Source organism: Pseudomonas paraglycinae (assembly GCF_021601625.1).
Lineage (GTDB): Bacteria > Pseudomonadota > Gammaproteobacteria > Pseudomonadales > Pseudomonadaceae > Aquipseudomonas > Aquipseudomonas paraglycinae.
Genome location: NZ_BQHR01000015.1, coordinates 59350 through 82483, shown reverse-complemented (window position 1 = coordinate 82483; position 23134 = coordinate 59350). Strand labels below are relative to the sequence as shown.

Sequence of the window (23134 nt, the reverse complement as noted above, 5' to 3'; positions counted from 1 at the left end):
TAGGCGGGCTTTTTATCGGCAGCGCGAAGATTACTCTTCGATGTTGCCCATGGCGGTGGTGTTGAAGCCGCCGTCCACGTACATGATTTCACCGCTGATGCCCGACGCCAGGTCGGAGCACAGGAAGGCGCCGGCGTTGCCGACTTCTTCGATGGTGACGTTGCGGCGCAGCGGGGTTTGCGCTTCGTTGGCGGCCAGCATCTTGCGGAAGTTCTTGATGCCCGAAGCTGCCAGGGTACGGATCGGACCGGCCGATACGCAGTTGACGCGGGTGCCGTCCGGGCCCAGGGAGCCGGCCAGGTAACGTACGCCGGCTTCCAGCGAAGCCTTGGCCATGCCCATCACGTTGTAGTTCGGCATGGTGCGCTCGGCGCCCAGGTACGACAGGGTCAGCAGGCTGCCGTTGCGGCCTTTCATCATTTCACGGCCAGCTTTGGCCAGGGCCACGAAGCTGTAGGCGCTGATGTCGTGAGCGATGCGGAAACCGTCACGGGTGGTGGCTTCGGTGAAGTCGCCGTCCAGTTGGTCGCCCGGGGCGAAGCCGACGGAGTGCACGATGCAGTCCAGGCCGTCCCACTTTTTGCTCAGTTCTTCGAAGACCTTGGCGATTTCTTCATCGCTGGCCACGTCGCACGGGAAGCACAGCTCAGGGCTCGAACCCCAGCCCTGTGCGAACTCTTCGACGCGACCTTTCAGTTTGTCGTTCTGATAAGTGAAGGCAAGCTCAGCGCCCTCGCGATGCATGGCGGCAGCGATGCCGGATGCGATGGACAGCTTGCTGGCGACACCGACGATCAGTACGCGCTTACCGGCGAGAAAACCCATGTGTTGCTCCTCTTTCAGGTTATTGCGCAGTGGCTGGTGCCAGGAAAGCGGCCTCCAGCAACTGCTGTGTATACGGATGTTGGGGGGCGGCAAAGATACTTTGCGCGTCTCCCTGTTCGACCACTTGGCCATGTTTGACCACCATCAGTTGGTGGCTCAGCGCTTTGACGACAGCCAGGTCATGGCTGATGAACAAATACGTCAGGTTGTACTTGGCTTGCAGTGAACGCAACAGCTCCACCACTTGCCGCTGCACCGTCCGGTCGAGCGCCGAAGTCGGCTCGTCCAGCAGAATCAGCGCCGGCTTGAGCACCAAGGCCCGGGCTATGGCAATTCGCTGCCGTTGCCCACCGGAAAATTCGTGGGGGTAGCGGTGCCGGGTTTCCGGATCCAGACCTACCTCCTTCAATGCCGCAATAATCGCCGCTTCCTGCTCGGCGGCGGTGCCCATCTTGTGGATCCGCAGGCCTTCGCCAACGATGTCATTCACGCACATCCGCGGGCTCAGGCTGCCAAACGGATCCTGAAACACCACCTGCATCTCCCGGCGCAGCGGCCGGACTTCGCTTTGCGTCAGGCAGTCTAGCTGCTTGCCCTCAAAACGGATCGCACCTTTGCTGCCGATCAACCGCAGGATCGCCAGACCCAGGGTGGATTTGCCGGAACCGCTTTCCCCCACGATCCCCAGGGTCTGACCCTGAGGCAGGCTGAAATTGATGCCGTCCACTGCCTTGACGTGATCCACCGTGCGCTTGAGCAGGCCTTTCTTGATCGGGAACCAGACTTTCAGATCCTCGACTTCAAGCAGCGGCGCCCCGATTTTATTGCTCGCCGGGCCTCCGCTGGGCTCCGCGCCAAGCAGTTCCCGAGTGTACGGATGCTGCGGCGAACGGAACAGCTCTTCGCACGATGCCTGTTCGACGATGCAACCGCGCTGCATGACACATACACGATGCGCAATTCTTCGCACGAGGTTCAAATCGTGACTGATCAGTAACAGCGCCATGCCCAATCGAGCCTGCAATTCCTTGAGCAGGTCGAGGATTTTCAGCTGAACGGTCACGTCCAGCGCAGTGGTCGGCTCGTCGGCAATCAGCAGTTCCGGCTCGTTGGCCAAGGCCATGGCGATCATCACCCGCTGGCGCTGGCCGCCGGACAATTCGTGGGGCAGGGCCTTGAGGCGCTTGTGCGGCTCGGGGATGCCGACCATCTCCAGCAACTCCAGCGTGCGCTTGGTCGCGACCTTGCCGGTCAGGCCCTTGTGGATGCCCAGCACCTCGTTGATCTGCTTCTCGATCGAGTGCAGCGGGTTGAGCGAGGTCATCGGCTCCTGAAAGATCATCGCGATCCGGTTGCCACGAATGTGACGGATGGTCTTTTCGCCCAGCTCCAGCAGGTTTTGCCCGGAATAATTGATGCTGCCGGCCGGATGCCGCGCCAGCGGATAGGGCAGCAGGCGCAGGATCGAATGCGCCGTCACCGACTTGCCCGAGCCTGATTCGCCCACCAGCGCCAGGGTTTCGCCGCGCTTGATGTCGAAACTCACGCCTTCGACCACCCGTTGCACGCGATCACCGATGCCGAATTCGACGGCCAGGTCGCGGATTTCGATCAGATTGTCCTGATTCATGTCACTTCCTCGGGTCGAAGGCATCGCGAGCGGACTCGCCGATGAACACCAGCAAACTCAACATCAGCGCCAGCACCGCAAACGCGCTCATGCCCAGCCACGGCGCCTGCAGGTTGGATTTGCCCTGAGCCACCAACTCACCCAGCGACGGACTGCCGGCCGGCAAGCCGAAACCGAGGAAGTCCAGGGCGGTGAGGGTGCCGATGGCGCCGGTCAGGATGAACGGCATGAAAGTCATGGTCGAAACCATCGCGTTAGGCAGGATGTGGCGGAACATGATCGCGCCATTCTGCATGCCCAGCGCTCTGGCTGCGCGCACGTATTCGAGGTTGCGCCCGCGCAGGAACTCGGCGCGCACCACGTCCACCAGGCTCATCCACGAGAACAGCAGCATGATTCCCAGCAGCCACCAGAAGTTCGGCTGGACGAAACTGGCGAGGATGATCAGCAAGTACAACACTGGCAAGCCCGACCAGATCTCCAGAAAGCGCTGGCCGGCCAGATCGACCCAGCCGCCGTAGAAACCCTGCAAGGCGCCGGCAATGACGCCGATAATCGAGCTGAGCACGGTCAGGGTCAGGGCGAACAGCACGGAGATACGGAAGCCGTAGATCACCCGCGCCAGCACATCGCGGCCCTGATCGTCGGTACCCAGCAGGTTGTCCGCCGATGGCGGGGCGGGGGCCGGGACTTTCAGGTCGTAGTTGATGCTCTGGTAGCTGAACGGAATCGGCGCCCACAGCACCCACGCGTCCTTGGCCTTGAGCAGCTCGCGGATGTACGGGCTCTTGTAGTTGGCTTCCAGCGGAAATTCGCCGCCGAAGGTGGTTTCCGGGTAGCGCTTGATCGCCGGGAAATACCAGTTGTTGTCGTAATGCACCACCAGCGGCTTGTCGTTGGCGATCAGCTCGGCGCCGAGGCTCAGGCCGAACAGGATCAGAAACAGCCACAGCGACCACCAGCCACGCTTGTTGGCCTTGAACAGTTCGAAGCGCCGGCGGTTGAGAGGGGACAGGTTCATCTCAATGCTCCCGGCTGGCAAAGTCGATGCGCGGATCGACAAGGGTGTAGGTGAGGTCGCCGATCAGTTTCACCACCAGCCCCAGCAGGGTGAAGATGAACAGGGTGCCGAACACCACCGGGTAATCGCGGTTGATCGCCGCTTCAAAGCTCATCAGGCCGAGGCCATCGAGGGAGAAGATCACTTCCACCAGCAACGAGCCGGTGAAGAAGATGCCGATGAACGCCGACGGAAACCCGGCAATCACCAGCAGCATCGCATTGCGGAACACATGGCCGTAGAGCACGCGGTGGCGGGTCAGGCCCTTGGCCTTGGCGGTGACCACGTATTGCTTGTTGATCTCGTCGAGGAAGCTGTTTTTGGTCAGCAGGGTCATGGTCGCGAAGTTGCCGATCACCAGCGCCGTCACCGGCAGTGCCAGGTGCCAGAAGTAATCGAGAACCTTGCCGCCCAGGCTCAGCTCATCGAAGTTGTTCGAGGTCAGGCCGCGTAGAGGAAACCAGTCCAGATAACTGCCGCCGGCAAACACCACGATCAGCAGAATCGCAAACAGGAACGCCGGGATCGCATAACCGACGATGATCGCCGAACTGGTCCATACGTCGAAATGACTGCCGTGCCGCGTGGCCTTGGCGATCCCCAGCGGAATCGACACCAGGTACATGATCAACGTGCTCCACAGCCCGAGGGAGATCGACACCGGCATCTTTTCCTTGATCAAGTCGATGACCTTGGCATCGCGGAAAAAACTGTCGCCGAAATCCAGCCGGGCGTAGTTCTTGACCATGATCCACAGACGTTCCGGGGCCGATTTGTCGAACCCGTACATCTTCTCGATTTCCTTGATCAGCGCCGGGTCCAGCCCTTGCGCACCGCGATAGGAGGAGCCGGCCACCGACACTTCGGCACCGCCGCCGGCGATGCGGCTGGTGGCGCCTTCGAAGCCTTCGAGCTTGGCGATCATCTGTTCCACCGGCCCGCCGGGCGCGGCCTGGATGATCACGAAGTTGATCAGCAGAATGCCGAACAGGGTCGGGATGATCAGCAGCAGTCGCCGAAAAATGTACGCCAGCATCTGATTACTCCGTGCCCACAGGGTCGGCTTGCAGTTGGGTTTCGACTTCTACCGCCGGCTTCGCATCGGGTTTGACCCACCAGGTGTTAATGCCGATGTCGTATTTGGGGGAGACTTTCGGGTGGCCGATGTGGTTCCAGTACGCCACGCGCCAGGTCTTGATGTGCCAGTTGGGGATCACGTAGTAGCCCCATTGCAGCACACGGTCGAGGGCACGGGCGTGGGCCACCAGGCTTTTGCGCGAGTCGGCGTTGATCAGGTTCTCCACCAGGTGATCGACCACCGGGTCCTTGAGGCCGATCGAATTTCGGCTGCTGGACTTGTCGGCGGCGGCGCTCATCCAGAATTCGCGCTGCTCGTTGCCGGGCGAGTTGGACTGCGGAAAGCTGCCGACCATCATGTCGAAGTCTCGCGAGCGCACGCGATTGACGTATTGCGACACGTCGACACGGCGGATCACCAGATCGATGCCGAGGTCGCTGAGGTTGCGCTTGAACGGCAACAACACGCGTTCGAATTCGGTCTGCGCCAGGAGGAACTCGATGACCACCGGTTTGCCGGTCGCGTCGACCATTTTGTCGTCGACGATTTTCCAGCCAGCCTCTTGCAGCAACTGATACGCCTCGCGCTGTTGCGTGCGGATCATGCCGCTGGCGTCGGTTTTCGGATTTTCGAAGGCTTCGCTGAACACCTGCGCCGGCAGCTGGCTGCGGAACGGATCGAGGATCGCCACCTGTTCTGCATCAGGCAGGCCGGTGGCGGCCATTTCCGAGTTTTCAAAATAACTGCGGGTGCGCGCATAAGCGCCGTTGAACAGTTGCTTGTTGGTCCATTCGAAGTCGAACAGCAGGCCGAGGGCCTGGCGTACCCGCACGTCCTGAAACACCGGACGGCGCAAATTGAAGACGAAGCCCTGCATGCCGGTCGGATTGCTGTTGGCAATCTGTTCCTTGATCAGCCGCCCTTCGGTCACTGCCGGCACGTTGTAGGCGTTGGCCCAGTTTTTCGCGGCCATTTCCAGCCAGTAATCGAACTGCCCGGCTTTCAACGCTTCCAGCGCGACGGTGTTGTCGCGGTAATAGTCGGTGGTCATTACGTCGAAGTTGTAGAAACCGCGATTGACCGGCAGATCCTTGCCCCAATAGTCCTTGACCCGCTCGTAACGCACCGAACGCCCGGCCTTCACTTGCGTAACCTTGTACGGGCCGCTGCCCAGCGGGATTTCCAGGTTGCCCTTGTTGAAATCACGCTCGGCCCACCAGTGTTTCGGCAGCACCGGCAACTGACCGAGGATCAGCGGCAGTTCGCGGTTGTTGGTGTGCTTGAACTTGAACAGCACCTTGAGCGGGTCTTCGGCGATCACTTCCTCGACGTCGGCGTAGTAGCCGCGATACATCGGCGCGCCTTCCTTGGTCAGGGTCTGGAAGCTGAATACCACATCGTCGGCGCGTACCGGGTGGCCGTCGTGAAACTTCGCTTCGGGACGCAGGTAGAAGCGCACCCAGCTGTTGTCCGGGGCCTTTTCGATCTTGCTGGCGATCAGGCCGTATTCGGTGAATGGCTCGTCCAGACCCTGTTTGGCCAGGGTGTCGTAGATCAGGCCGATATCGTCCGCCGGCACGCCTTTGCTGATGAACGGATTGAGGCTGTCGAAGCCGCCGAAGCCGGCCTGGCGGAAGATCCCGCCCTTGGGCGCGTCAGGGTTTACATAGTCGAAGTGCTTGAAGTCGGCGGGGTACTTCGGCGGCTCGTTGTACAGGGTCACGGCGTGTTGCGGGGCGGCCAAGGCCAGCCCGGTGAACAACAGACCGCTGGCCTGCACGAGCAGGGCGCGGATAGGCTTCATCGATCTTTCTCCGAAGATTTCAGCCACCACGCGCTCAGGCCCAGGGTGTAGGGCGGCGTGGTGACGAAGGCGAACCGGTTGCGGTACGCCAGACGGTGATAATTGAGGTACCAGTTGGGAATGCTGTAGTGCTGCCAGAGCAGCACGCGGTCCAGTGCCTTGCCGGCAGCGACTTGTTCGTCGCGGGTTTGCGCGGCGAGCAAGTGTTCAAGCAGATGATCAACCACCGGATTGGCGATGCCCGCGTAATTCTTGCTGCCCTTGACCCCGACCTGGCTGGAGTGGAAGTACTGCCACTGTTCCAGCCCCGGGCTGAGGGTCTGGTTGAGGGTCATCAGGATCATGTCGAAATCGAACTGATCCAGACGCTGTTTGTACTGGGCACGATCCACGGTGCGCAGGCGCGCGTCGATGCCGATGCTGTTGAGGTTTTCAATGTACGGCTGGAGGATCCGCTCCAGGTTCGGATTGACCAGCAGCAGCTCGAAACGCAGCGGCTGGCCGGCGGTGTTCTGCAAGCGCTGGCCATTGAGCTTCCAGCCGGCCTCGGCCAGCAGCGCCAGGGCTTTGCGCATTGTTTCCCGAGGGATGCCGCGACCGTCGGTCTGCGGCAGCGTGAACGGTTCGGTGAAGAGGCGCGCCGGCAGTTGATCCTTGTACGGCTTGAGCATCAGCCATTCATGGCCGACCGGCAGGCCGACGGCGCTGAACTCGCTGTTGGGGTAGTAGCTGGTGGTGCGCTTGTAGGCATCGCTGAACAGCGCGCGGTTGGTCCATTCGAAGTCGAACATCAGGCCGAGGGCTTCGCGGGTCTTGACGTCAGCGAAGGTCGCGCGCCGGGTGTTCATGAACAAGCCCTGGCTCTGGGTCGGGATCTGGTGCGGGATCTGCGCCTTTATCACGTCGCCGCGACGGATCGCCGGGAAGTTGTAACCGTTGGCCCAGTTCTTCGCCTGATGCTCGATATAAATGTCGAACTCGCCGGCCTTGAATGCTTCGAAGGCCACATCGCTGTCGCGGTAGAACTCGACTTCCATGCGATCGAAGTTGTATTTGCCGCGGTTGACTGGCAGGTCCTTGCCCCAGTAGTCCTTGACCCGCTCGAAAATCAACTGCCGCCCCGGCGTGACCGAGGTGATGCGGTACGGCCCGCTGCCCAGCGGCGGCTCGAAGGTGGTGGCCTTGAAGTCGCGACCTTTCCAGTAATGCTGGGGCAGTACCGGCAACTCACCCAGACGCAGGATCAGCAACGGATTGCCGCTGCGCTTGAGTACAAAGCGGATGCGCTGCGGGTTGAGGATATCAACCCGCAGCACTTCCTGAAGGGCGGTGCGGTACAGCGGATGACCTTCCTTGAGCAGCAGGCGATAGGAGAACGCCACGTCGTACGCGGTAATCGGCGTGCCGTCGTGGAAGCGCGCTTGCGGGCGCAGATTGAACACCACCCAGCTGCGATCTTCGCTGTACTCCACCGATTGGGCGATCAAGCCGTAACTGGACGCCGGTTCGTCACCGGACGGTGCGTATTGCCCAGTGCCGACCATCAGCGGCTCGTTCAGCTCGTTGATGCCGTATTGCAGGAAATTCGCCGTGGTGACCGGGCTGGTGCCCTTGAAGGTGTAGGGGTTGAGCGTATCGAAGGTGCCAAACGCCATCACCCGCAAGGTGCCGCCCTTGGGCGCTTGCGGGTTGACCCAGTCGAAGTGGGTAAATCTGGCCGGGTACTTGAGCGTGCCGAACTGCGCATAACCGTGGCTTTCGGTGATCGCCGCGCTGACGGGGGAGCTCAAGGCCAGGCTGATCAGGAGCAGGAGGAGGGGACGCTTCAAGTCAGATCCGATCCAGGCGGCTTGGGCTTTGTGGGCCGTACAGTAACAGCTTGTATGGACAGGAAAAAGACAGGTGCTTAATGCGCGGTTAATTGTGGGGGCTGTCTGCGCCGATCTATGGAAATATCAAAAAAATGACAGGCGAAAAAAAGCCCCTGAAATTCAGGGGCTCTTTGTCAGTGCGGCTGGTAGACCGTGAGCATCTGCCCAGGCTTGAGCGCCTTGCCGGCGCCCGGATTCCAGCGCTTGAGATGTTGCATCTCGACGTTGAAGCGCTTGGCCACGACGTACAGCGTGTCGCCACGTTTGACCTTGTATTGGGTCTGCTGCTTGCTGTCGTCCTGGGCTTTAGCTTTGCTGCTGGTCTTGCTGTTGGCAGCGACGACCGTATTGATGCGTCCGCCACTCTTGCGGGTAGGCGTGCGCTGGGTAGTGTCGCGCATGACCAGGGTCTGGCCGACCTTGAGGTTCTTGCCGGTCAGCTTGTTCCAGCGTTGCAGGTCCTTGACCTCGACCTTGTTGGCCTTGGCGATGGAACCGAGGTTGTCGCCACGCTTGACCCGATAAGCGCGCTTGGCCTGTGCGATCTCGCTCGGATCGGCGCCTTCGAACACCGGTTTCAGCGAACGCGGGCTGATCAGCTCTTCAGGACGCATGGTCTGCAGGCTGGCGGTCAGCAGTTGCGCCTTCGAGGTCGGCACCAGCAGGTGCTGCGGGCCGTCGATGGTGGTGCGCTGCTTGAACGCCGGGTTGAGCTGGAACAGCTCGTCTTCGTCGATGTTGGCCACCGCTGCGACCTTGGACAGGTCCATGCGCTGGTTGATTTCGACGACCTGGAAATACGGTTCGTTGGCGATCGGGTTGAGGTTTACGCCATAAGCTTCAGGCGTTAGTACCACTTGCGAGAGCGCCAGCAGTTTCGGCACGTAAGCCTGGGTTTCCGCCGGCAGAGGCAGGTTCCAGTAGTCGGTCGGCAGGCCGAGCTTTTCGTTGCGCTCGATAGCGCGGCTGACCGTGCCTTCACCGGCGTTGTACGCGGCCAGGGCCAGCAGCCAGTCACCGTTGAACATGTCGTGCAGGCGGGTCAGGTAGTCCATCGCTGCCGTGGTCGAGGCAGTAATGTCGCGACGGCCATCGTAGAAACGGGTCTGGCGCAGGTTGAAGTAGCGCCCGGTGGACGGGATGAACTGCCAGAGGCCCACTGCGTCGGCCCGGGAATAGGCCATCGGGTTGTAGGCGCTTTCGATGACCGGCAGCAGCGCCAGCTCCAGCGGCATGTTGCGTTCTTCGAGGCGCTCGACGATGTAATGAATGTAGAGGCTGCCGCGTTCGCCGGCGTTCTCGAGGAAGGAAGGGTTACTGGCGAACCACAGGCGCTGTTGCTCGATGCGCGGGTTCACGCCCAGACCTTCCTGCAGCTGGAAACCACTGCGCATGCGCTCCCAGATGTCCTGAGGCACCTGCGGGCTGGGCTTTTCGGACAACCAGATAGGCTTCTGCTTGGCTCGCGCAGCAATGTTCGGCGTATGTGTCGCTTCAGTCTGCGGAGCGTGGCTGGAACAGCCCGCCAGTGTGGCGGACACAGCCACCGCGATGGCTTGCGCCAGGCGGGTCAAAGCATCTGAATTGACGGACTTACGTATGGATGACGACATTGGCTGGAAGTAAGTTCCGGGCAAAAATGTCGGGCGATTCTAGAAAGCGCACCCCCTGCGGTCAACCATTCAGAATTTTTGTACCAAGCGGTGAGCCACTTAGAACGTATCTTTCCATGCCCGCAGAGCCGCAAAAACCTCACTCGGCGCCCGGTTTTGAGGGCCGTTCCGTTCGTCCACTTTTTGTGTAACTAATATTTCACCGGTGCGCAAAAAGGGGTTTGTGAGCTTTTCCAGCGCGAGAGTCGAGGGCAGGGTCATCACACCGTTGTCACGTTGCTGGCTGACTTTTTCCAGACGGGCGGCGATGTCCCGGTTGCCCGGCTCCACGGCGGCGGCAAATTTCAGGTTGCTCAGGGTGTATTCGTGGGTGCAGTAGACCAGCGTGTCTTCCGGCAGCGCCGCCAGACGGCTCAACGACTGGTGCATCTGTTGCGGCGTGCCTTCGAACAGGCGGCCGCAACCGGCAGCGAACAGGGTGTCGCCACAGAACAGCAGGCCATGATGGTAGTAGGCGATGTGTCCCAGGGTGTGGCCAGGCACGGCGTAGACGTCGAAGTCCCAGCCGAGCACGCGCACCGTGTCGTTGTCCTTGAGGGCCACGTCACGCCCCGGGATGCTTTCGCTGGCCGGCCCGTAGACCGTGGCGCCGGTAGCCTTTTTCAGCGTCTCGACGCCGCCGACATGGTCGTGGTGATGGTGGGTGATGAGGATGTCGCCGAGCACCCAGCCCGGATGCGCGTCGAGCCACGCCTGCACGGGGGCGGCATCCCCCGGATCGACCACTGCGCAACGCTGGGTGGCATGATCCTGTAACAACCAGATGTAGTTGTCGGTGAAGGCGGGCAGGGCACTGATCTGTATCATCGTCGAATTCGCCAAGCGGGTAACATTGGCGCATCTTAGAGGTTCCTGGCGTGTTGGAGAATGCAATGATCGATAAAGCGTTCGCTCAGGCCGATCCTGACTGGCTCGCGCTGATCGGTGCAGCCCGTGAATGGCTGTCCGGCCCCCTCGGGCAATTTCTGCTGGACGAAGAACGGCGCATGCTCGAAGACGAGCTGGGCCGATTCTTCGGCGGCTATCTGGTGCATTACGGCCCGTCCGCCGAAACACCGCCGTCGGCGCCGCAGGTGCAGCGCAACGTGCGGCTTGGCGCGCCGTTGCCGGGCGTGGAGATCGTCTGCGAAGAACAGGCCTGGCCGTTGAGCGAGCACGCCGCCGACGTGGTGGTGTTGCAGCACGGCCTGGATTTCTGCCTGTCGCCCCACGGACTTTTGCGCGAAGCGGCCAGCAGCGTGCGCCCCGGCGGGCATCTGCTGATCGTCGGCATCAACCCCTGGAGTACCTGGGGGCTGCGCCATGTATTCGCCCATGACGCTTTGCGTCAGGCGCGCTGCATCTCGCCGTCACGGGTGGCGGACTGGCTCAACCTGCTGGGCTTCGCGCTGGAGAAACGCCGCTTCGGGTGCTATCGTCCGCCGCTCGCGTCACCCAAGTGGCAGGCCCGTCTGGCCGGCTGGGAACGCAAGGCTGGCGACTGGCAACTGTCGGGCGGCGGCTTCTATCTGCTGGTTGCGCGCAAGATCGTGGTCGGCCTGCGTCCGGTGCGTCAGGAACGCCGCGAGCCGATGGGCAAGCTGATTCCGCTGCCGATGGCCAAGGTCAACCGCCGGCGCGTCGAACCGTAAACCTTCTTTTATTTATGGCCGGGTGTATCCCGGCCTCGGCCATTGTCGATCCGTGATCGGCGAGGCCACGTATTTTTCTGGAAAGACTGGCATGAGCGAAAGCGTCGATAGCGTAGAACTGTTCACTGACGGCGCCTGCAAGGGCAACCCCGGCCCGGGCGGCTGGGGCGCCCTGTTGGTGTGCAAGGGCGTTGAAAAGGAACTGTGGGGCGGCGAAGCCAACACCACCAACAACCGCATGGAGCTGCTTGGCGCAATTCGCGGCCTGGAAGCCCTCAAGCGTCCGTGCGAAGTGCTGCTGGTGACCGACTCGCAATATGTGATGAAAGGCATCAACGAGTGGATGGCCAACTGGAAGAAGCGCGGCTGGAAAACCGCCGCCAAGGAGCCAGTGAAAAACGCCGACCTGTGGAAAGAGCTCGACGAGCAGGTCAACCGCCACAAGGTCACCTGGAAATGGGTCCGCGGTCACATCGGCCACCACGGCAACGAACGCGCCGACCAGCTGGCCAACCGTGGGGTGGATGAGGTTCGCGGTTACAAGCAGAGCTGAATCCTTCCCACTGAAACACTCCCGGCGAGCGTGTTAACATCGCCGCTTTTGCACGATTGACCCCCGTTGAGAGCTGAACACTGATGGCCACCAGATCCGTTGTACTCGATACCGAAACCACCGGCATGCCGGTGACCGACGGCCACCGGATTATCGAAATCGGTTGTGTCGAGCTGATCGGTCGACGCCTGACGGGCCGACACTTTCACGTTTACCTGCAACCGGATCGCGAGAGTGATGAAGGCGCGATTGCCGTTCACGGCATCACCAATGAATTCCTGGTCGGCAAGCCGCGTTTCGCCGAAGTGGCCGACGAGTTCTTCGAGTTTATCAACGGCGCGCAGCTGATCATCCATAACGCGGCGTTCGACGTTGGCTTCATCAACAACGAATTCGCGCTGATGGGCCAGCAGGATCGCGCGGACATCACGCAGCACTGCACGATCCTCGACACCCTGATGATGGCCCGGGAACGTCACCCGGGTCAGCGCAACAGCCTCGATGCCCTGTGCAAACGCTACGGCGTCGACAACTCCGGCCGTGAGCTGCACGGCGCATTGCTCGACTCGGAAATTCTCGCCGACGTCTACCTGACCATGACCGGTGGCCAGACCAGCCTGTCGCTGGCCGGCAACGCCTCCGACGGCAATGGCACGGGCGAGGGCGCTGACAACTCCGCCACCGAAATCCGCCGTCTGCCGGCGGATCGCAAACCGGGGCGAATCATTCGCGCCACCGAAGCCGAGCTGGCCGAACATCAGGTGCGTCTGGAAATCATCGCCAAGTCGGCCGGCGCCCCGGCGCTGTGGACCCAGCTGCTGGAAGCTGAAGCTGAAGCTCAAGCGTAAGGCACTAAAGGATCGTCCGAACACCAAGCCATGTGCGGGCGATCCTTTGTTTTTGGCAGTACTGACAACTGGCCACCCTCGCCACATCCGCTCCGACCCTCTACCCTGAGGACATTGGCAGATCACTCTCCGCCGCCTCAGGACACTGAGCCCCATGTACAAAGATTTGAAGTTCCCGGTGCTGATCGTCCACCGCGACATCAAGGCCGACACGGTTGCCGGTGACCGCATTCGCGGAATCGCCCGAGAGCTGGAGCTGGAAGGTTTCAGTATCGTTTCGGCCACGGACTACACCGAAGGCCGGCTGGTGGCGTCAACCCACCATGGTCTGGCGTGCATGCTGATCGCCGCCGAAGACGCCAGCACCAACTCCCACCTGTTGCAGAACATGGCCGAACTGATCGGTCTGGCCCGGGTGCGGGCGCCGGATCTGCCGATCTTTGCCCTTGGCGAGCAAGTCACCCTGGAAAACGCCCCGGCCGATGCCATGGCCGAGCTCAACCAGTTGCGCGGCATTCTCTACCTGTTCGAAGACACCGTGCCGTTTCTCGCCCGGCAAGTGGCGCGGGCGGCGCGCAAATACCTGGACGGGCTGTTGCCGCCATTCTTCAAGGCGCTGGTGCAGCATACGGCCGATTCCAATTATTCCTGGCACACCCCCGGTCATGGCGGTGGTGTGGCGTATCACAAGAGTCCGGTGGGGCAGGCGTTTCACCAGTTCTTCGGGGAAAACACCCTGCGCTCCGATTTATCGGTGTCGGTGCCGGAGCTGGGTTCCTTGCTCGACCACACCGGGCCACTCGCCGAGGCGGAAGCGCGAGCCGCGCGCAATTTCGGCGCCGATCACACCTTTTTCGTGATCAATGGCACCTCGACCGCCAACAAGATCGTCTGGCATTCGATGGTCGGGCGCGATGATCTGGTGCTGGTGGATCGCAACTGTCACAAGTCGGTGTTGCACGCGATCATCATGACCGGCGCGATTCCACTGTACCTGTGCCCGGAGCGCAATGAGCTGGGGATCATTGGTCCGATTCCGCTCAGTGAATTCAGTCGCGAATCGATTCAGGCCAAGATCGATGCCAGCCCGCTGACCAAGGGCCGCGAGCCGAAAGTCAAACTGGCGGTGATCACCAACTCGACCTACGACGGCCTCTGTTACAACGCCGAGCTGATCAAGCAGAGTCTGGGCAACAGCGTCGAAGTCCTGCATTTCGACGAAGCCTGGTACGCCTATGCGGCGTTTCACGAATTCTTTGCCGGCCGTTACGGCATGGCCACCTCGCGCAGCGAGGACAGTCCGCTGGTGTTCACCACCCATTCCACCCACAAGCTGCTGGCGGCGTTCAGTCAGGCTTCGATGATTCATGTGCAGGACGGCGGCGCGCGGCAATTGGATCGCGACCGGTTCAACGAAGCGTTCATGATGCACATTTCGACGTCGCCGCAGTACAGCATCATCGCCTCGCTGGACGTGGCGTCGGCGATGATGGAAGGACCGGCCGGCCGCTCGCTGCTACAGGAAACCTTCGACGAAGCCCTGAGTTTTCGCCGGGCGCTGGCCAATCTGCGTCAGCACATCGCCGCTGACGATTGGTGGTTCTCGATCTGGCAGCCACCGGGCGTCGAAGGCATCGACCGGGTGCAGACCGAGGACTGGCTGCTGCAACCGGATGCGGACTGGCACGGGTTCGGCGAGGTCAGCGACGACTACGTGCTGCTCGACCCGATCAAGGTCACCTTGGTCATGCCGGGCCTGACCGCCGGGGGCGCTTTGAGCGACAAGGGCATTCCTGCGGCAGTGGTCAGCCGTTTCCTTTGGGAGCGCGGGCTGGTGGTGGAGAAAACCGGCCTGTATTCATTTCTGGTGCTGTTCTCCATGGGCATCACCAAAGGCAAGTGGAGCACGCTGTTGACCGAACTGCTGGAGTTCAAGCGCAGCTACGACGCCAACGTCAGCCTCGATACCTGCCTCAAGTGCGTCGCCCAGGAAGATCCTGTGCGCTATCGCGGCATGGGCCTGCGCGATCTGTGCGATCAGCTCCACGCCTGCTATCGCAGCAACGCCACCGCCAAACACCTCAAACGCATGTACACCGTGCTGCCGGAAATCGCCATGAAACCGGCCCATGCTTACGACCAACTGGTGCGCGGCGAGGTCGAGGCGGTGCCGATCGACGAGCTGGAAGGTCGGGTGGCGGCGGTGATGCTGGTGCCATACCCGCCGGGGATTCCGCTGATCATGCCAGGCGAACGCTTTACCGAATCCACGCGCTCGATCATCGAATACCTCAGGTTTGCCCGCACGTTCGACGCAACGTTTCCGGGCTTCGTGGTCGATGTGCACGGTCTGCAACATGAAGATGAGGGCAATGGGCGGCAATACACCGTCGATTGCGTCAAGGAGTGAGGGCTTTTCCGAGTATGCAACCGGTCATGAATCCGAAATACCCGGGGCTGTCGGTGCGGGTCGCCGACGAGGGTTTCGCCGAATATATCTGGGGCAGCGATTTCAGTTTCGAGGTGGCCGCCTACGGCGCGGCAGAAATCGGCAAGCCTGTGGCGCAATGGGCCGTGACCGCCATCGTGCCGTATCGCAAGTGCTACGGCATCGATCCGGAGGAGTTCAGCAGTTTTCGCGACGCCGCCGACAGCGCGATCTTCATGGCGTATCTGGAGGACGAGCCGGTCGGTCATCTGGTGATCAGCACCAACTGGAACGGCTTCGCCCATATCGATGAACTGGCGGTGCACGCCCCGGCGCGGCGCCATGGTGTGGCCAAGGCCTTGCTCGACGTGGCGCAGTTCTGGAGCCGCAAGAAAAAGCTGCCGGGAATCATGCTGGAAACCCAGAACAACAACCTTGGCGCCTGTCGCCTGTATGAGCGTTGCGGGTATGTGATCGGCGGCATCGACCACCTGCGTTATCTCGGAATCGATCCGAACACCGCCGAAGTGGCGTTGTTCTGGTATCGATTGTTCGATAACCCGCTGGAACATCCGATCAGTTCGCCAGCATCGCCTCGGCTTGTTCCGTGACGATCCCGAGCAGCGTCTGAATCGCCGCTGACGGCGTGGCGTGTTTGAAGGTCAGGGCATACAGGCTGATCGGCACCGCCGGCGACAACGGGCAAACATCGAGACCGCCCGCCCGTGCACCGAGGGCGGTGAACGGGTCGACGATCGCCAGGCCTTCGCCGGCCTCGACCATGCTGCGCATCATCTGGTGGGTCTGCACCCGGGTCTGGATGGTCGGCGCCGGGCGCAGGGCCTGGAGCTTGTTTTCCAGGGCCGGACTCAACGGGTCCTGACCTTCGAGGCCGACCATCGCCTGACCGGCCAGATCCTGCAGGGAAATGTACTTCTGCTTCGGCTGCAGCCAGCCGTGGGGCGCAAGCAATTGCAACTTGCCCTGGGCCATTGGCTGGCAATGGATATCGGGGTGTTGTGGATCGTGCAGGCTCAGGCCCAGATCGCTGTCGCGCAGCAGCAGGTGGCGGACGATGTCGCGGGTCGGTTCACTGAGCAGGGTGCAGGGCACGTCGGGCAGGCGCCGGCGCAGGGCGGCGAGGCTTTGCGGCAGCAGTTGCTGGGCCAGCGGCGGGGTGCCGATGATCCGCAGGGGTGGGGCGAGGTATTGCTTGAGACTGCTGGCCAGCCGTTGCACCGGTTCCAGCGCTTCATAGATGTGGCCGATCTCGACTTGCAGCGCCCGGGCCTCCGGGGTTGGCTGAAGTCGTCCGCGTACGCTGGCGAACAGCATGAACCCGAGCTGACTCTCGGCTTCGCGCAAACGCTCCTCGACCTCGGGCGCCGCTAGTTGCAGCCATTCGGCGGCGGTGCCCACGTGACCGGTCTGCAAAAGCGCCTGAATCACCTCGATATGACGTAAACGCATGCGTGAAGTCCATGTCCGGCCGTTGGGGTCAGTGGCTGAATCCTACCCCAACTCGGCGCGGATGACTTCTGCTCATAACGATCGGTTATGAAGCGACCGATGGCTCGGGTTCGCGGATCAGGGTGATGCCCGACTGAACCAGCAAAAACTCGTTGTCGTCGATCTTGTTGACGCGGTCGCCAATCGCCAGTTTGTAGGTGGTAACGGGCTCCGTGCCGGTGAAACCGTCTGCCGACGGGTTGGATTCCTGGAACTCATGCACGGAATAAACGCGGCCTTCCGCATCTCTTGCATGGAACTGACCGACGAGTACTGCTGCCATCTGCTTAGAACCTCTGGAGATAAAACGCTTGATTTGCGGCTTGGTAGACCTTCATCGAGCTTGGTAAGTTTTCCTACAGGAAAAAAATAATCCAGACGCGGGAAATAACCTTCGGCGTCTGGTGAAATCGTCACCGGATCATCTATAACTAGTGGCTCCTCCCACGGACAGTCGAGAGTCTTCCAATGAGCAATGTCTATAACGTCGCAGTAGTGGTCGGCAGCCTGCGCAAGGCGTCCATCAACCGCAAGGTCGCCCTGGCGCTGGCGGAACTGGCACCGGCCAACCTCAAGCTGAACATTGTCGAAATTGGCGATCTGCCACTCTACAACGAAGACATCGACGGCGATTCACCGCCGGCAGCCTACAGCACTTTCCGGCAAAAAGTGGGTTCATCCGACGCTCTGCTGTTTGTCACCCCGGAGTACAACCGCTCGGTGCCGGCGCCTTTGAAGAACGCGATCGATGTCGGTTCGCGGCCATATGGCAAGAGTGTCTGGAGCGGCAAACCGGGGGCGGTGATCAGCGTTTCGCCGGGTGCCATCGGCGGTTTCGGTGCCAACCAGCATCTGCGTCAGTCTTTTGTTTTCCTCAACGTGCCTTGCATGCAGCAGCCGGAAGCCTATCTGGGCGGCGCGGGCACGGCATTCGACGAGGCGGGCAAACTGAACGAGTCGGTGAAGCCGTTCCTGCAAAGTTTCATCAATGCGTTTGGTGAGTGGGTGGCGCAACACAAGAAGTGATCCACTTATTTTTCTGACAAGATATCGAACCTGTGGGAGTCAGCTCCCACAGGTTTTTTTGTGTGGTCTGATTCTTTCCCCTTTTATTGAAGGCTGTCGCGAATGTTCGCTGCGTCACTGATTTTCCTGCTGACCATTACCCTGGTGATCTGGCAACCCAAAGGCCTCGGGGTCGGCTGGAGTGCAACGTTCGGCGCCATCATCGCGCTGATTTTCGGTGTGGTGCACCTGAGCGACATCCCGCTGGTGTGGCAAATCATCTGGAACGCCACCGGCACGTTCGTGGCGCTGATCATCATCAGCCTGCTGCTCGACGAAGCGGGATTCTTCGCCTGGGCCGCCTTGCACGTAGCGCGCTGGGGGCGGGGCAGCGGGCGCAAGCTGTTTGCTTTCATGGTGCTGCTCGGCGCGCTGGTGTCGGCGCTGTTCGCCAATGACGGCGCAGCGCTGATCCTCACGCCGATCGTGATTTCCATGCTGCTGGCCCTGCGCTTTTCCCCGGCGGCGACTCTGGCGTTCGTCATGGGCGCGGGGTTCATTGCCGACACCGCGAGCCTGCCGCTGGTGGTGTCGAATCTGGTGAACATCGTCTCGGCCGACTTTTTCCACATCGGTTTTAACCGCTATGCGGCGGTGATGGTGCCGGTCAACTTTGTCAGCGTCGCGGCCACGCTGGGCATGCTGCTGTGGTTCTTCCGCCGCGACATTCCCAAGGCTTACGACCCGGAACAGCTTGAACACCCGGAAACCGCCATTCACGACAAAGCCACGTTCTCCGCCGGTTGGGCGGTGTTGGTGATTTTGTTGATCGGCTGTTTCGCGCTGGAGCCGCTGGGGATTCCGATCAGCGCGATCTCGGCGGTGTGCGCGGCGCTGTTGCTGGCGATTGCTGCGCGCGGGCACAAGATCTCGACGCGCAAAGTCATGAAAGAGGCGCCGTGGCAGATCGTGATTTTCTCGCTCGGCATGTACCTGGTGGTCTACGGACTGCGCAATGCCGGGCTCACCGATTATCTGGCCGGGTGGCTCGATGTGTTCGCCGTTCACGGCGTATGGGGTGCGGCGATGGGCACCGGGGTGCTGACGGCCTTGTTGTCATCGATCATGAACAACCTGCCGACGGTGCTGGTCGGCTTGCTGTCGATCGATGCCAGTCAGGCCAGCGGTGTGGTGAAGGAGGCGATGATCTACGCCAACGTGATCGGCAGTGACCTGGGGCCGAAAATCACCCCGATCGGCAGTCTCGCGACCTTGCTCTGGCTGCATGTGCTGGAGCGCAAGAACATCCGGATCGGCTGGGGTTATTACTTCAAGGTCGGGATCGTACTGACGGTGCCGGTGTTGCTGGTGACGCTGGCCGCACTGGCGGTGCGGTTGTCGGTTTAATTCTGCCCCGGCACGTTCGGCCACAGATCCGACACCAGAAACAGCCGCTCGGCTTCTTCCCACTCGCCCCGGGCATTTTCGGTCAGGCGCACCATCAGTTGCGCCGGGGCCAGCGGTTCGAGTTCATCGAGCCAGGCCTGCAAGTGCCCGTTGCTCCAGGTCTGGTCCGCCGGGTAGTGCGCCGGCGCCAGCCAGGCGTGGCGGGGCAGGGGTTGCCAGCGTCCGTCCGGGCGCTGGGCGACAAACGCCGGCCAGTCTTTCTGATGCAGCCAACTGCCACGCAAATGCTGCGGGTGGGCGCCGCTGGGCGGCACGGACTGACCGGGCCACGGATACAGCAAGTATCCGCCCAGCCACAGTTGCGCGCTGAACGACCTGACATCCAGCGCCGCCAGCACTTCGCGGCTTTCCGGGCGCGCGGAGATCGGCAGCTGATGTTCGCTCAGGTGCGCCAGTTTGCGATCCAGTCGATCATGACAGCCCGGCCCCAGCCACGACGCCGGATCATGACCGTCGCCGTTCTGCGGGCCGAGGTAGAGCTTGATGGCCAGTTCCAGGTGGTGCACGCCGTCGCGATCGCGCAGCAGCATGTCCAGCTCGCCGAGGGTGTGGCCTTCGCGGCGGATCGGCAGGTTGGCGGCGATCAGTTCGATGCCCGGCGCGTGTTTCACCGCAAATTGCCACAACCGCTCGTAATACAGGCCCAGGCGCCGGGTGCGGGCCTGGGACAGCCAGTGCAGCAGGCCGTAACTGTCGCGGTCGAGCTGGCGCAGCCAGTGTTCCAGGCGCTCGGGGTCGCCGACCCAGTCGCTGCCCGCCAGCGGATGGCGCTGCGGCCATGGGGTTGCGGCGAGCATCGGCGGGGCGAGGATCACCCACGCCAGATCGCGCACCTCGGGGTGGCGTAACTGGTGGGGCAGCTGAAGCAAATCGGGAAATAGGATCATCTTGCGAGCATAGCCTCAAACACCGGCGCATCCTCGGGGCTGAAAGGATTTTGTCTATCCGGCGCTTTCGCCCATAATCGTGCTTTTCGCCGTCTCAGTCCCCCGCAGGAGTCCCATGGAGCAATTTCGTAATATCGGCATCATCGGTCGCCTGGGCAGCTCCCAGGTGCTGGATACCGTCCGCCGACTGAAACGCTTCCTGCTCGATCGTCACCTGCACGTGATTCTCGAAGACACCATTGCCGAAGTCCTGCCGGGCCATGGCCTGCAAACTTCGTCACGCAAGATGCTCGGCGAAGTCTGCGACATGGTCATCGTGGTCGGCGGTGACGGCAGCCTGCTCGGCGCCGCGCGGGCCCTGGCCAAGCACAACATTCCGGTGCTCGGGATCAACCGTGGCAGCCTCGGCTTTCTCACCGACATCCGCCCCGACGAGCTGGAAATCAAGGTCGCCGAAGTGCTCGACGGCCATTATCTGGTGGAAAACCGCTTCCTGCTGCAAGCCGAAGTCCGTCGCCACGCCGAGGCCATCGGCCAGGGCGATGCGCTGAACGACGTGGTGCTGCACCCGGGCAAATCGACGCGGATGATCGAGTTCGAGCTGTACATCGATGGCCAGTTTGTCTGCAGCCAGAAGGCCGACGGCCTGATCGTGTCGACCCCGACCGGTTCCACCGCGTACGCGCTGTCTGCCGGCGGCCCGATCATGCACCCCAAGCTTGACGCTATTGTGATTGTGCCGATGTACCCCCATACCTTGTCGGGCAGACCGATCGTGGTCGATGGCAACAGTGAGCTGAAAATCGTCGTGTCCAAAGATATGCAGATCTACCCGCAGGTCTCCTGCGACGGGCAGAACCACTTCACCTGCGCGCCGGGCGACACCATCACCGTCAGCAAGAAAGCGCAGAAGCTGCGGCTGATCCATCCGCTCGACCACAACTACTACGAAGTCTGCCGGACCAAGCTCGGCTGGGGCAGCAAGTTGGGTGGTGGAGGCGACTGATGCTCGATCCCGCGCGCAGTTATGACCTGATTGGTGACGTGCACGGATGCGCCCTGACCCTGGAACACCTGCTGGACCGTCTCGGTTACCACAAGCAGGGCGGGGTCTGGCGACATCCATCGCGCATGGCCGTGTTTGTCGGCGACATCATCGACCGTGGCCCGCGGATTCGCGAGGCGTTGCACATCGTTCACGACATGGTCGAAGCCGGTCAGGCGTTGTGCATCATGGGCAACCACGAATTCAATGCCCTCGGCTGGAGCACTCCGGCGCCTCCCGGCAGCGGCAAGCAATTCGTCCGTGAACACACGCCGCGCCACGCCCGTTTGCTGCATGAAACCCTGACCCAATTCGAAAACCATCCGGGCGACTGGCACGATTTCCAGCAGTGGTTCTACCAACTGCCGCTGTTCGTCGACGCCGGACGTTTCCGCGTGGTGCATGCCTGCTGGGATGCCGGATTGATCGAGCCACTGCGCGCGCTGTTCCCCGATGGCTGCATCGATGAGCACTTCCTCCAGGCCTCGGCCGTGCCGGGCAGTTTCGCCTGCACCGTGTTCGACCGCCTGCTGCGCGGCACCGACATGCGCCTGCCGGATGGCCTGACCATGACCAGCGGCGATGGCCTGGTGCGCTCGTTCTTCCGCACCAAGTTCTGGGAAGACGACCCGCAAACCTACGGCGACATAGTGTTCCAACCCGATGCATTGCCGGAACCGGTGGCGCAAAAGCCGCTGACCTCCAGCGAAAAGAATTCCCTGCTGCGCTACGGCGTCGATGAGCCGTTGCTGTTCGTCGGCCACTACTGGCGCAGCGGCAAACCGGCGCCGATCCGGCCGAACCTCGCGTGTCTGGATTACAGCGCGGTGCTGTACGGCAAACTGGTGGCCTATCGTCTGGATCAGGAAACCCGCCTCGATCCGCATAAATTTGTCTGGGTCGACGTCGAGCGGCCGGAGGTGCTGCGATGAGTACCATAGCCGTCTTGCGTGTGCCGTTGGCGGCGGACCTGAGTGGGTTCGTCAAACTGCTGCAACGCATGCAAGTGCCTCATCGCGTCAGTGAAGAGGCGGGCGAGCAGGTGTTGTGGGTGCCCTCGGAAATCAGCGACGACGTACGTTCGCTGTACGAGCGTTTCCCGGCGGGCGACCCGGATCAGCAACTGGAAATTCCGGCGGCGCCGACGCTCAAGCGCCCGAGCTTCGCCGAGCAACTGAAACATGCCAAGGCCACCGGGTTCATTCTGCTGCTGAGCCTGATCGTCGGCGGATTGACGTTCCTTGGCGATAACCTCGACACCATGCGTTGGCTGACCTTCCTCGATTTCCGCGTGGTAGGCGACTACATCCACTTCACACCGCTGGCCGACAGCCTGGCGGCAGGGCAGTGGTGGCGCCTGTTTACGCCGATGCTGATCCACTTCGGCATCCTGCACCTGGCCATGAACGGCATGTGGTACTGGGAGCTGGGGCGGCGCATCGAGTCGCGCCAGGGCAGCGTCAACCTGATCGGCCTGACGCTGCTGTTCGGCCTCGTTTCCAACTATGCGCAGTTCGCGTGGGGCGGCCCGAGCCTGTTCGGCGGCCTGTCCGGCGTACTTTACGGATTGCTCGGTCACTGCTGGATCTTCCAGTTGCTGGCGCCGAACCCGGCCTATCGCCTGCCGCGCGGCGTGCTGGTGATGATGCTGGTGTGGCTGGTGATCTGCATGTCCGGGCTGATCTCGATGATCGGTTTCGGCGAAATCGCCAACGCTGCCCACGTCAGCGGGTTACTCATCGGATGCTTCACCGGTTTGTTGGGCGGTTTGTACAACCGCCGTAAACTGGCCGCCTGAATTTTTTGAATAAAGAGCACGG

21 protein-coding genes are annotated in these 23134 nt (G+C 61.7%); 10 read left to right on the top strand and 11 right to left on the bottom strand.

The genetic code is table 11. From position 1 onward, the window contains the following. Positions 1-30 precede the first annotated feature (30 nt). The 8 genes from fabI to gloB all read right to left on the bottom strand — a co-directional run bounded on the left by fabI (position 31) and on the right by gloB (position 10748). Positions 31-825, bottom strand: a complete 795-nt coding sequence (fabI, locus tag L6D82_RS21375; RefSeq protein ID WP_007956947.1) for an enoyl-ACP reductase FabI — start codon at positions 823-825, stop codon at positions 31-33. A gap of 19 nt (positions 826-844) precedes the next feature. After that, positions 845-2455 carry an ABC transporter ATP-binding protein gene (locus L6D82_RS21370; protein ID WP_007956946.1) on the bottom strand — a complete coding sequence of 537 codons (1611 nt, stop codon included), beginning with the start codon at positions 2453-2455 and terminating at the stop codon, positions 845-847. 1 nt (position 2456) lies between these two features. Next, positions 2457-3476, bottom strand: a complete 1020-nt coding sequence (locus L6D82_RS21365; protein WP_085698849.1) for an ABC transporter permease — start codon at positions 3474-3476, stop codon at positions 2457-2459. A 1-nt stretch (position 3477) separates the two neighbouring features. Beyond that, complete coding sequence (locus tag L6D82_RS21360; RefSeq protein ID WP_007956943.1) at positions 3478-4551, bottom strand: microcin C ABC transporter permease YejB; 1074 nt, start codon at positions 4549-4551, stop codon at positions 3478-3480. A 4-nt stretch (positions 4552-4555) separates the two neighbouring features. Further along, positions 4556-6397, bottom strand: a complete 1842-nt coding sequence (locus tag L6D82_RS21355) for an extracellular solute-binding protein (RefSeq protein WP_085748401.1) — start codon at positions 6395-6397, stop codon at positions 4556-4558. Continuing rightward, on the bottom strand, positions 6394-8226 hold the full coding sequence (locus tag L6D82_RS21350) for an extracellular solute-binding protein (RefSeq protein WP_102717737.1): 1833 nt from the start codon (positions 8224-8226) through the stop codon (positions 6394-6396). Before L6D82_RS21350 ends, L6D82_RS21355 begins: the two co-directional genes overlap by 4 nt. Before the next feature lie 176 nt (positions 8227-8402). After that, positions 8403-9881: a transglycosylase SLT domain-containing protein gene (locus L6D82_RS21345; protein ID WP_102687409.1), complete on the bottom strand. Its 1479-nt coding sequence runs from the start codon at positions 9879-9881 to the stop codon at positions 8403-8405. Positions 9882-9980: 99 nt separating this feature from the next. Further along, complete coding sequence (gene gloB / locus L6D82_RS21340; RefSeq protein WP_085748416.1) at positions 9981-10748, bottom strand: hydroxyacylglutathione hydrolase; 768 nt, start codon at positions 10746-10748, stop codon at positions 9981-9983. A gap of 65 nt (positions 10749-10813) precedes the next feature. Here gloB and L6D82_RS21335 point away from each other — a divergent pair, with 65 nt between their 5' ends. From L6D82_RS21335 to L6D82_RS21315, 5 genes are all read left to right on the top strand, one after another. Continuing rightward, on the top strand, positions 10814-11572 hold the full coding sequence (locus L6D82_RS21335; RefSeq protein WP_102687410.1) for a methyltransferase domain-containing protein: 759 nt from the start codon (positions 10814-10816) through the stop codon (positions 11570-11572). A gap of 91 nt (positions 11573-11663) precedes the next feature. Continuing rightward, complete coding sequence (rnhA, locus tag L6D82_RS21330; protein WP_003224162.1) at positions 11664-12125, top strand: ribonuclease HI; 462 nt, start codon at positions 11664-11666, stop codon at positions 12123-12125. An 83-nt stretch (positions 12126-12208) separates the two neighbouring features. Continuing rightward, positions 12209-12973: a DNA polymerase III subunit epsilon gene (dnaQ, locus tag L6D82_RS21325; protein WP_085748398.1), complete on the top strand. Its 765-nt coding sequence runs from the start codon at positions 12209-12211 to the stop codon at positions 12971-12973. A 154-nt stretch (positions 12974-13127) separates the two neighbouring features. Next, positions 13128-15383, top strand: a complete 2256-nt coding sequence (locus tag L6D82_RS21320) for an Orn/Lys/Arg family decarboxylase (RefSeq protein ID WP_085608958.1) — start codon at positions 13128-13130, stop codon at positions 15381-15383. A gap of 14 nt (positions 15384-15397) precedes the next feature. Beyond that, on the top strand, positions 15398-16012 hold the full coding sequence (locus L6D82_RS21315; protein WP_236191487.1) for a GNAT family N-acetyltransferase: 615 nt from the start codon (positions 15398-15400) through the stop codon (positions 16010-16012). Here the strand turns inward: L6D82_RS21315 and L6D82_RS21310 are convergent. Together L6D82_RS21310 and L6D82_RS21305 are read right to left on the bottom strand one after the other, a co-directional pair. Continuing rightward, a complete protein-coding gene (locus L6D82_RS21310) occupies positions 15978-16871 on the bottom strand; it encodes a LysR family transcriptional regulator (RefSeq protein ID WP_102717734.1) in 894 nt (297 codons plus the stop codon). The two genes, L6D82_RS21315 and L6D82_RS21310, sit on opposite strands and share 35 nt — an antisense overlap. Positions 16872-16956: 85 nt before the next feature. Beyond that, positions 16957-17193 (bottom strand): hypothetical protein, encoded by a 237-nt coding sequence (locus L6D82_RS21305; protein WP_007956926.1) that lies wholly within the window; start codon positions 17191-17193, stop codon positions 16957-16959. 185 nt (positions 17194-17378) lie between these two features. Here L6D82_RS21305 and L6D82_RS21300 point away from each other — a divergent pair, with 185 nt between their 5' ends. Both L6D82_RS21300 and L6D82_RS21295 read left to right on the top strand, forming a co-directional pair. Then, positions 17379-17936, top strand: coding sequence for an NADPH-dependent FMN reductase (locus L6D82_RS21300; RefSeq protein ID WP_007956924.1), 558 nt, complete (start codon positions 17379-17381; stop codon positions 17934-17936). Between the two features lie 102 nt (positions 17937-18038). Further along, entirely contained in the window at positions 18039-19322 is a 1284-nt protein-coding gene (locus tag L6D82_RS21295) for an arsenic transporter (RefSeq protein WP_236191486.1), read from the top strand. On the opposite strand, the gene L6D82_RS21290 is transcribed toward L6D82_RS21295, so the two are convergent. Beyond that, a complete protein-coding gene (locus tag L6D82_RS21290) occupies positions 19319-20269 on the bottom strand; it encodes a DUF1853 family protein (RefSeq protein WP_085748394.1) in 951 nt (316 codons plus the stop codon). The genes L6D82_RS21295 and L6D82_RS21290 overlap by 4 nt on opposite strands. A gap of 115 nt (positions 20270-20384) precedes the next feature. On the opposite strand from L6D82_RS21290, the gene L6D82_RS21285 reads away from it, so the two are divergent. From L6D82_RS21285 to L6D82_RS21275, 3 genes are read left to right on the top strand one after another with little or no spacing between them, the layout of a single operon-like run. After that, positions 20385-21275: an NAD(+) kinase gene (locus tag L6D82_RS21285; RefSeq protein ID WP_007956919.1), complete on the top strand. Its 891-nt coding sequence runs from the start codon at positions 20385-20387 to the stop codon at positions 21273-21275. Then, positions 21272-22246 carry a metallophosphoesterase gene (locus L6D82_RS21280; protein WP_172829526.1) on the top strand — a complete coding sequence of 325 codons (975 nt, stop codon included), beginning with the start codon at positions 21272-21274 and terminating at the stop codon, positions 22244-22246. The genes L6D82_RS21285 and L6D82_RS21280 overlap by 4 nt, the downstream gene beginning before the upstream one ends. Next, positions 22243-23112, top strand: coding sequence for a rhomboid family intramembrane serine protease (locus L6D82_RS21275; RefSeq protein ID WP_236191485.1), 870 nt, complete (start codon positions 22243-22245; stop codon positions 23110-23112). The genes L6D82_RS21280 and L6D82_RS21275 overlap by 4 nt, the downstream gene beginning before the upstream one ends. Positions 23113-23134: the final 22 nt, after the last annotated feature.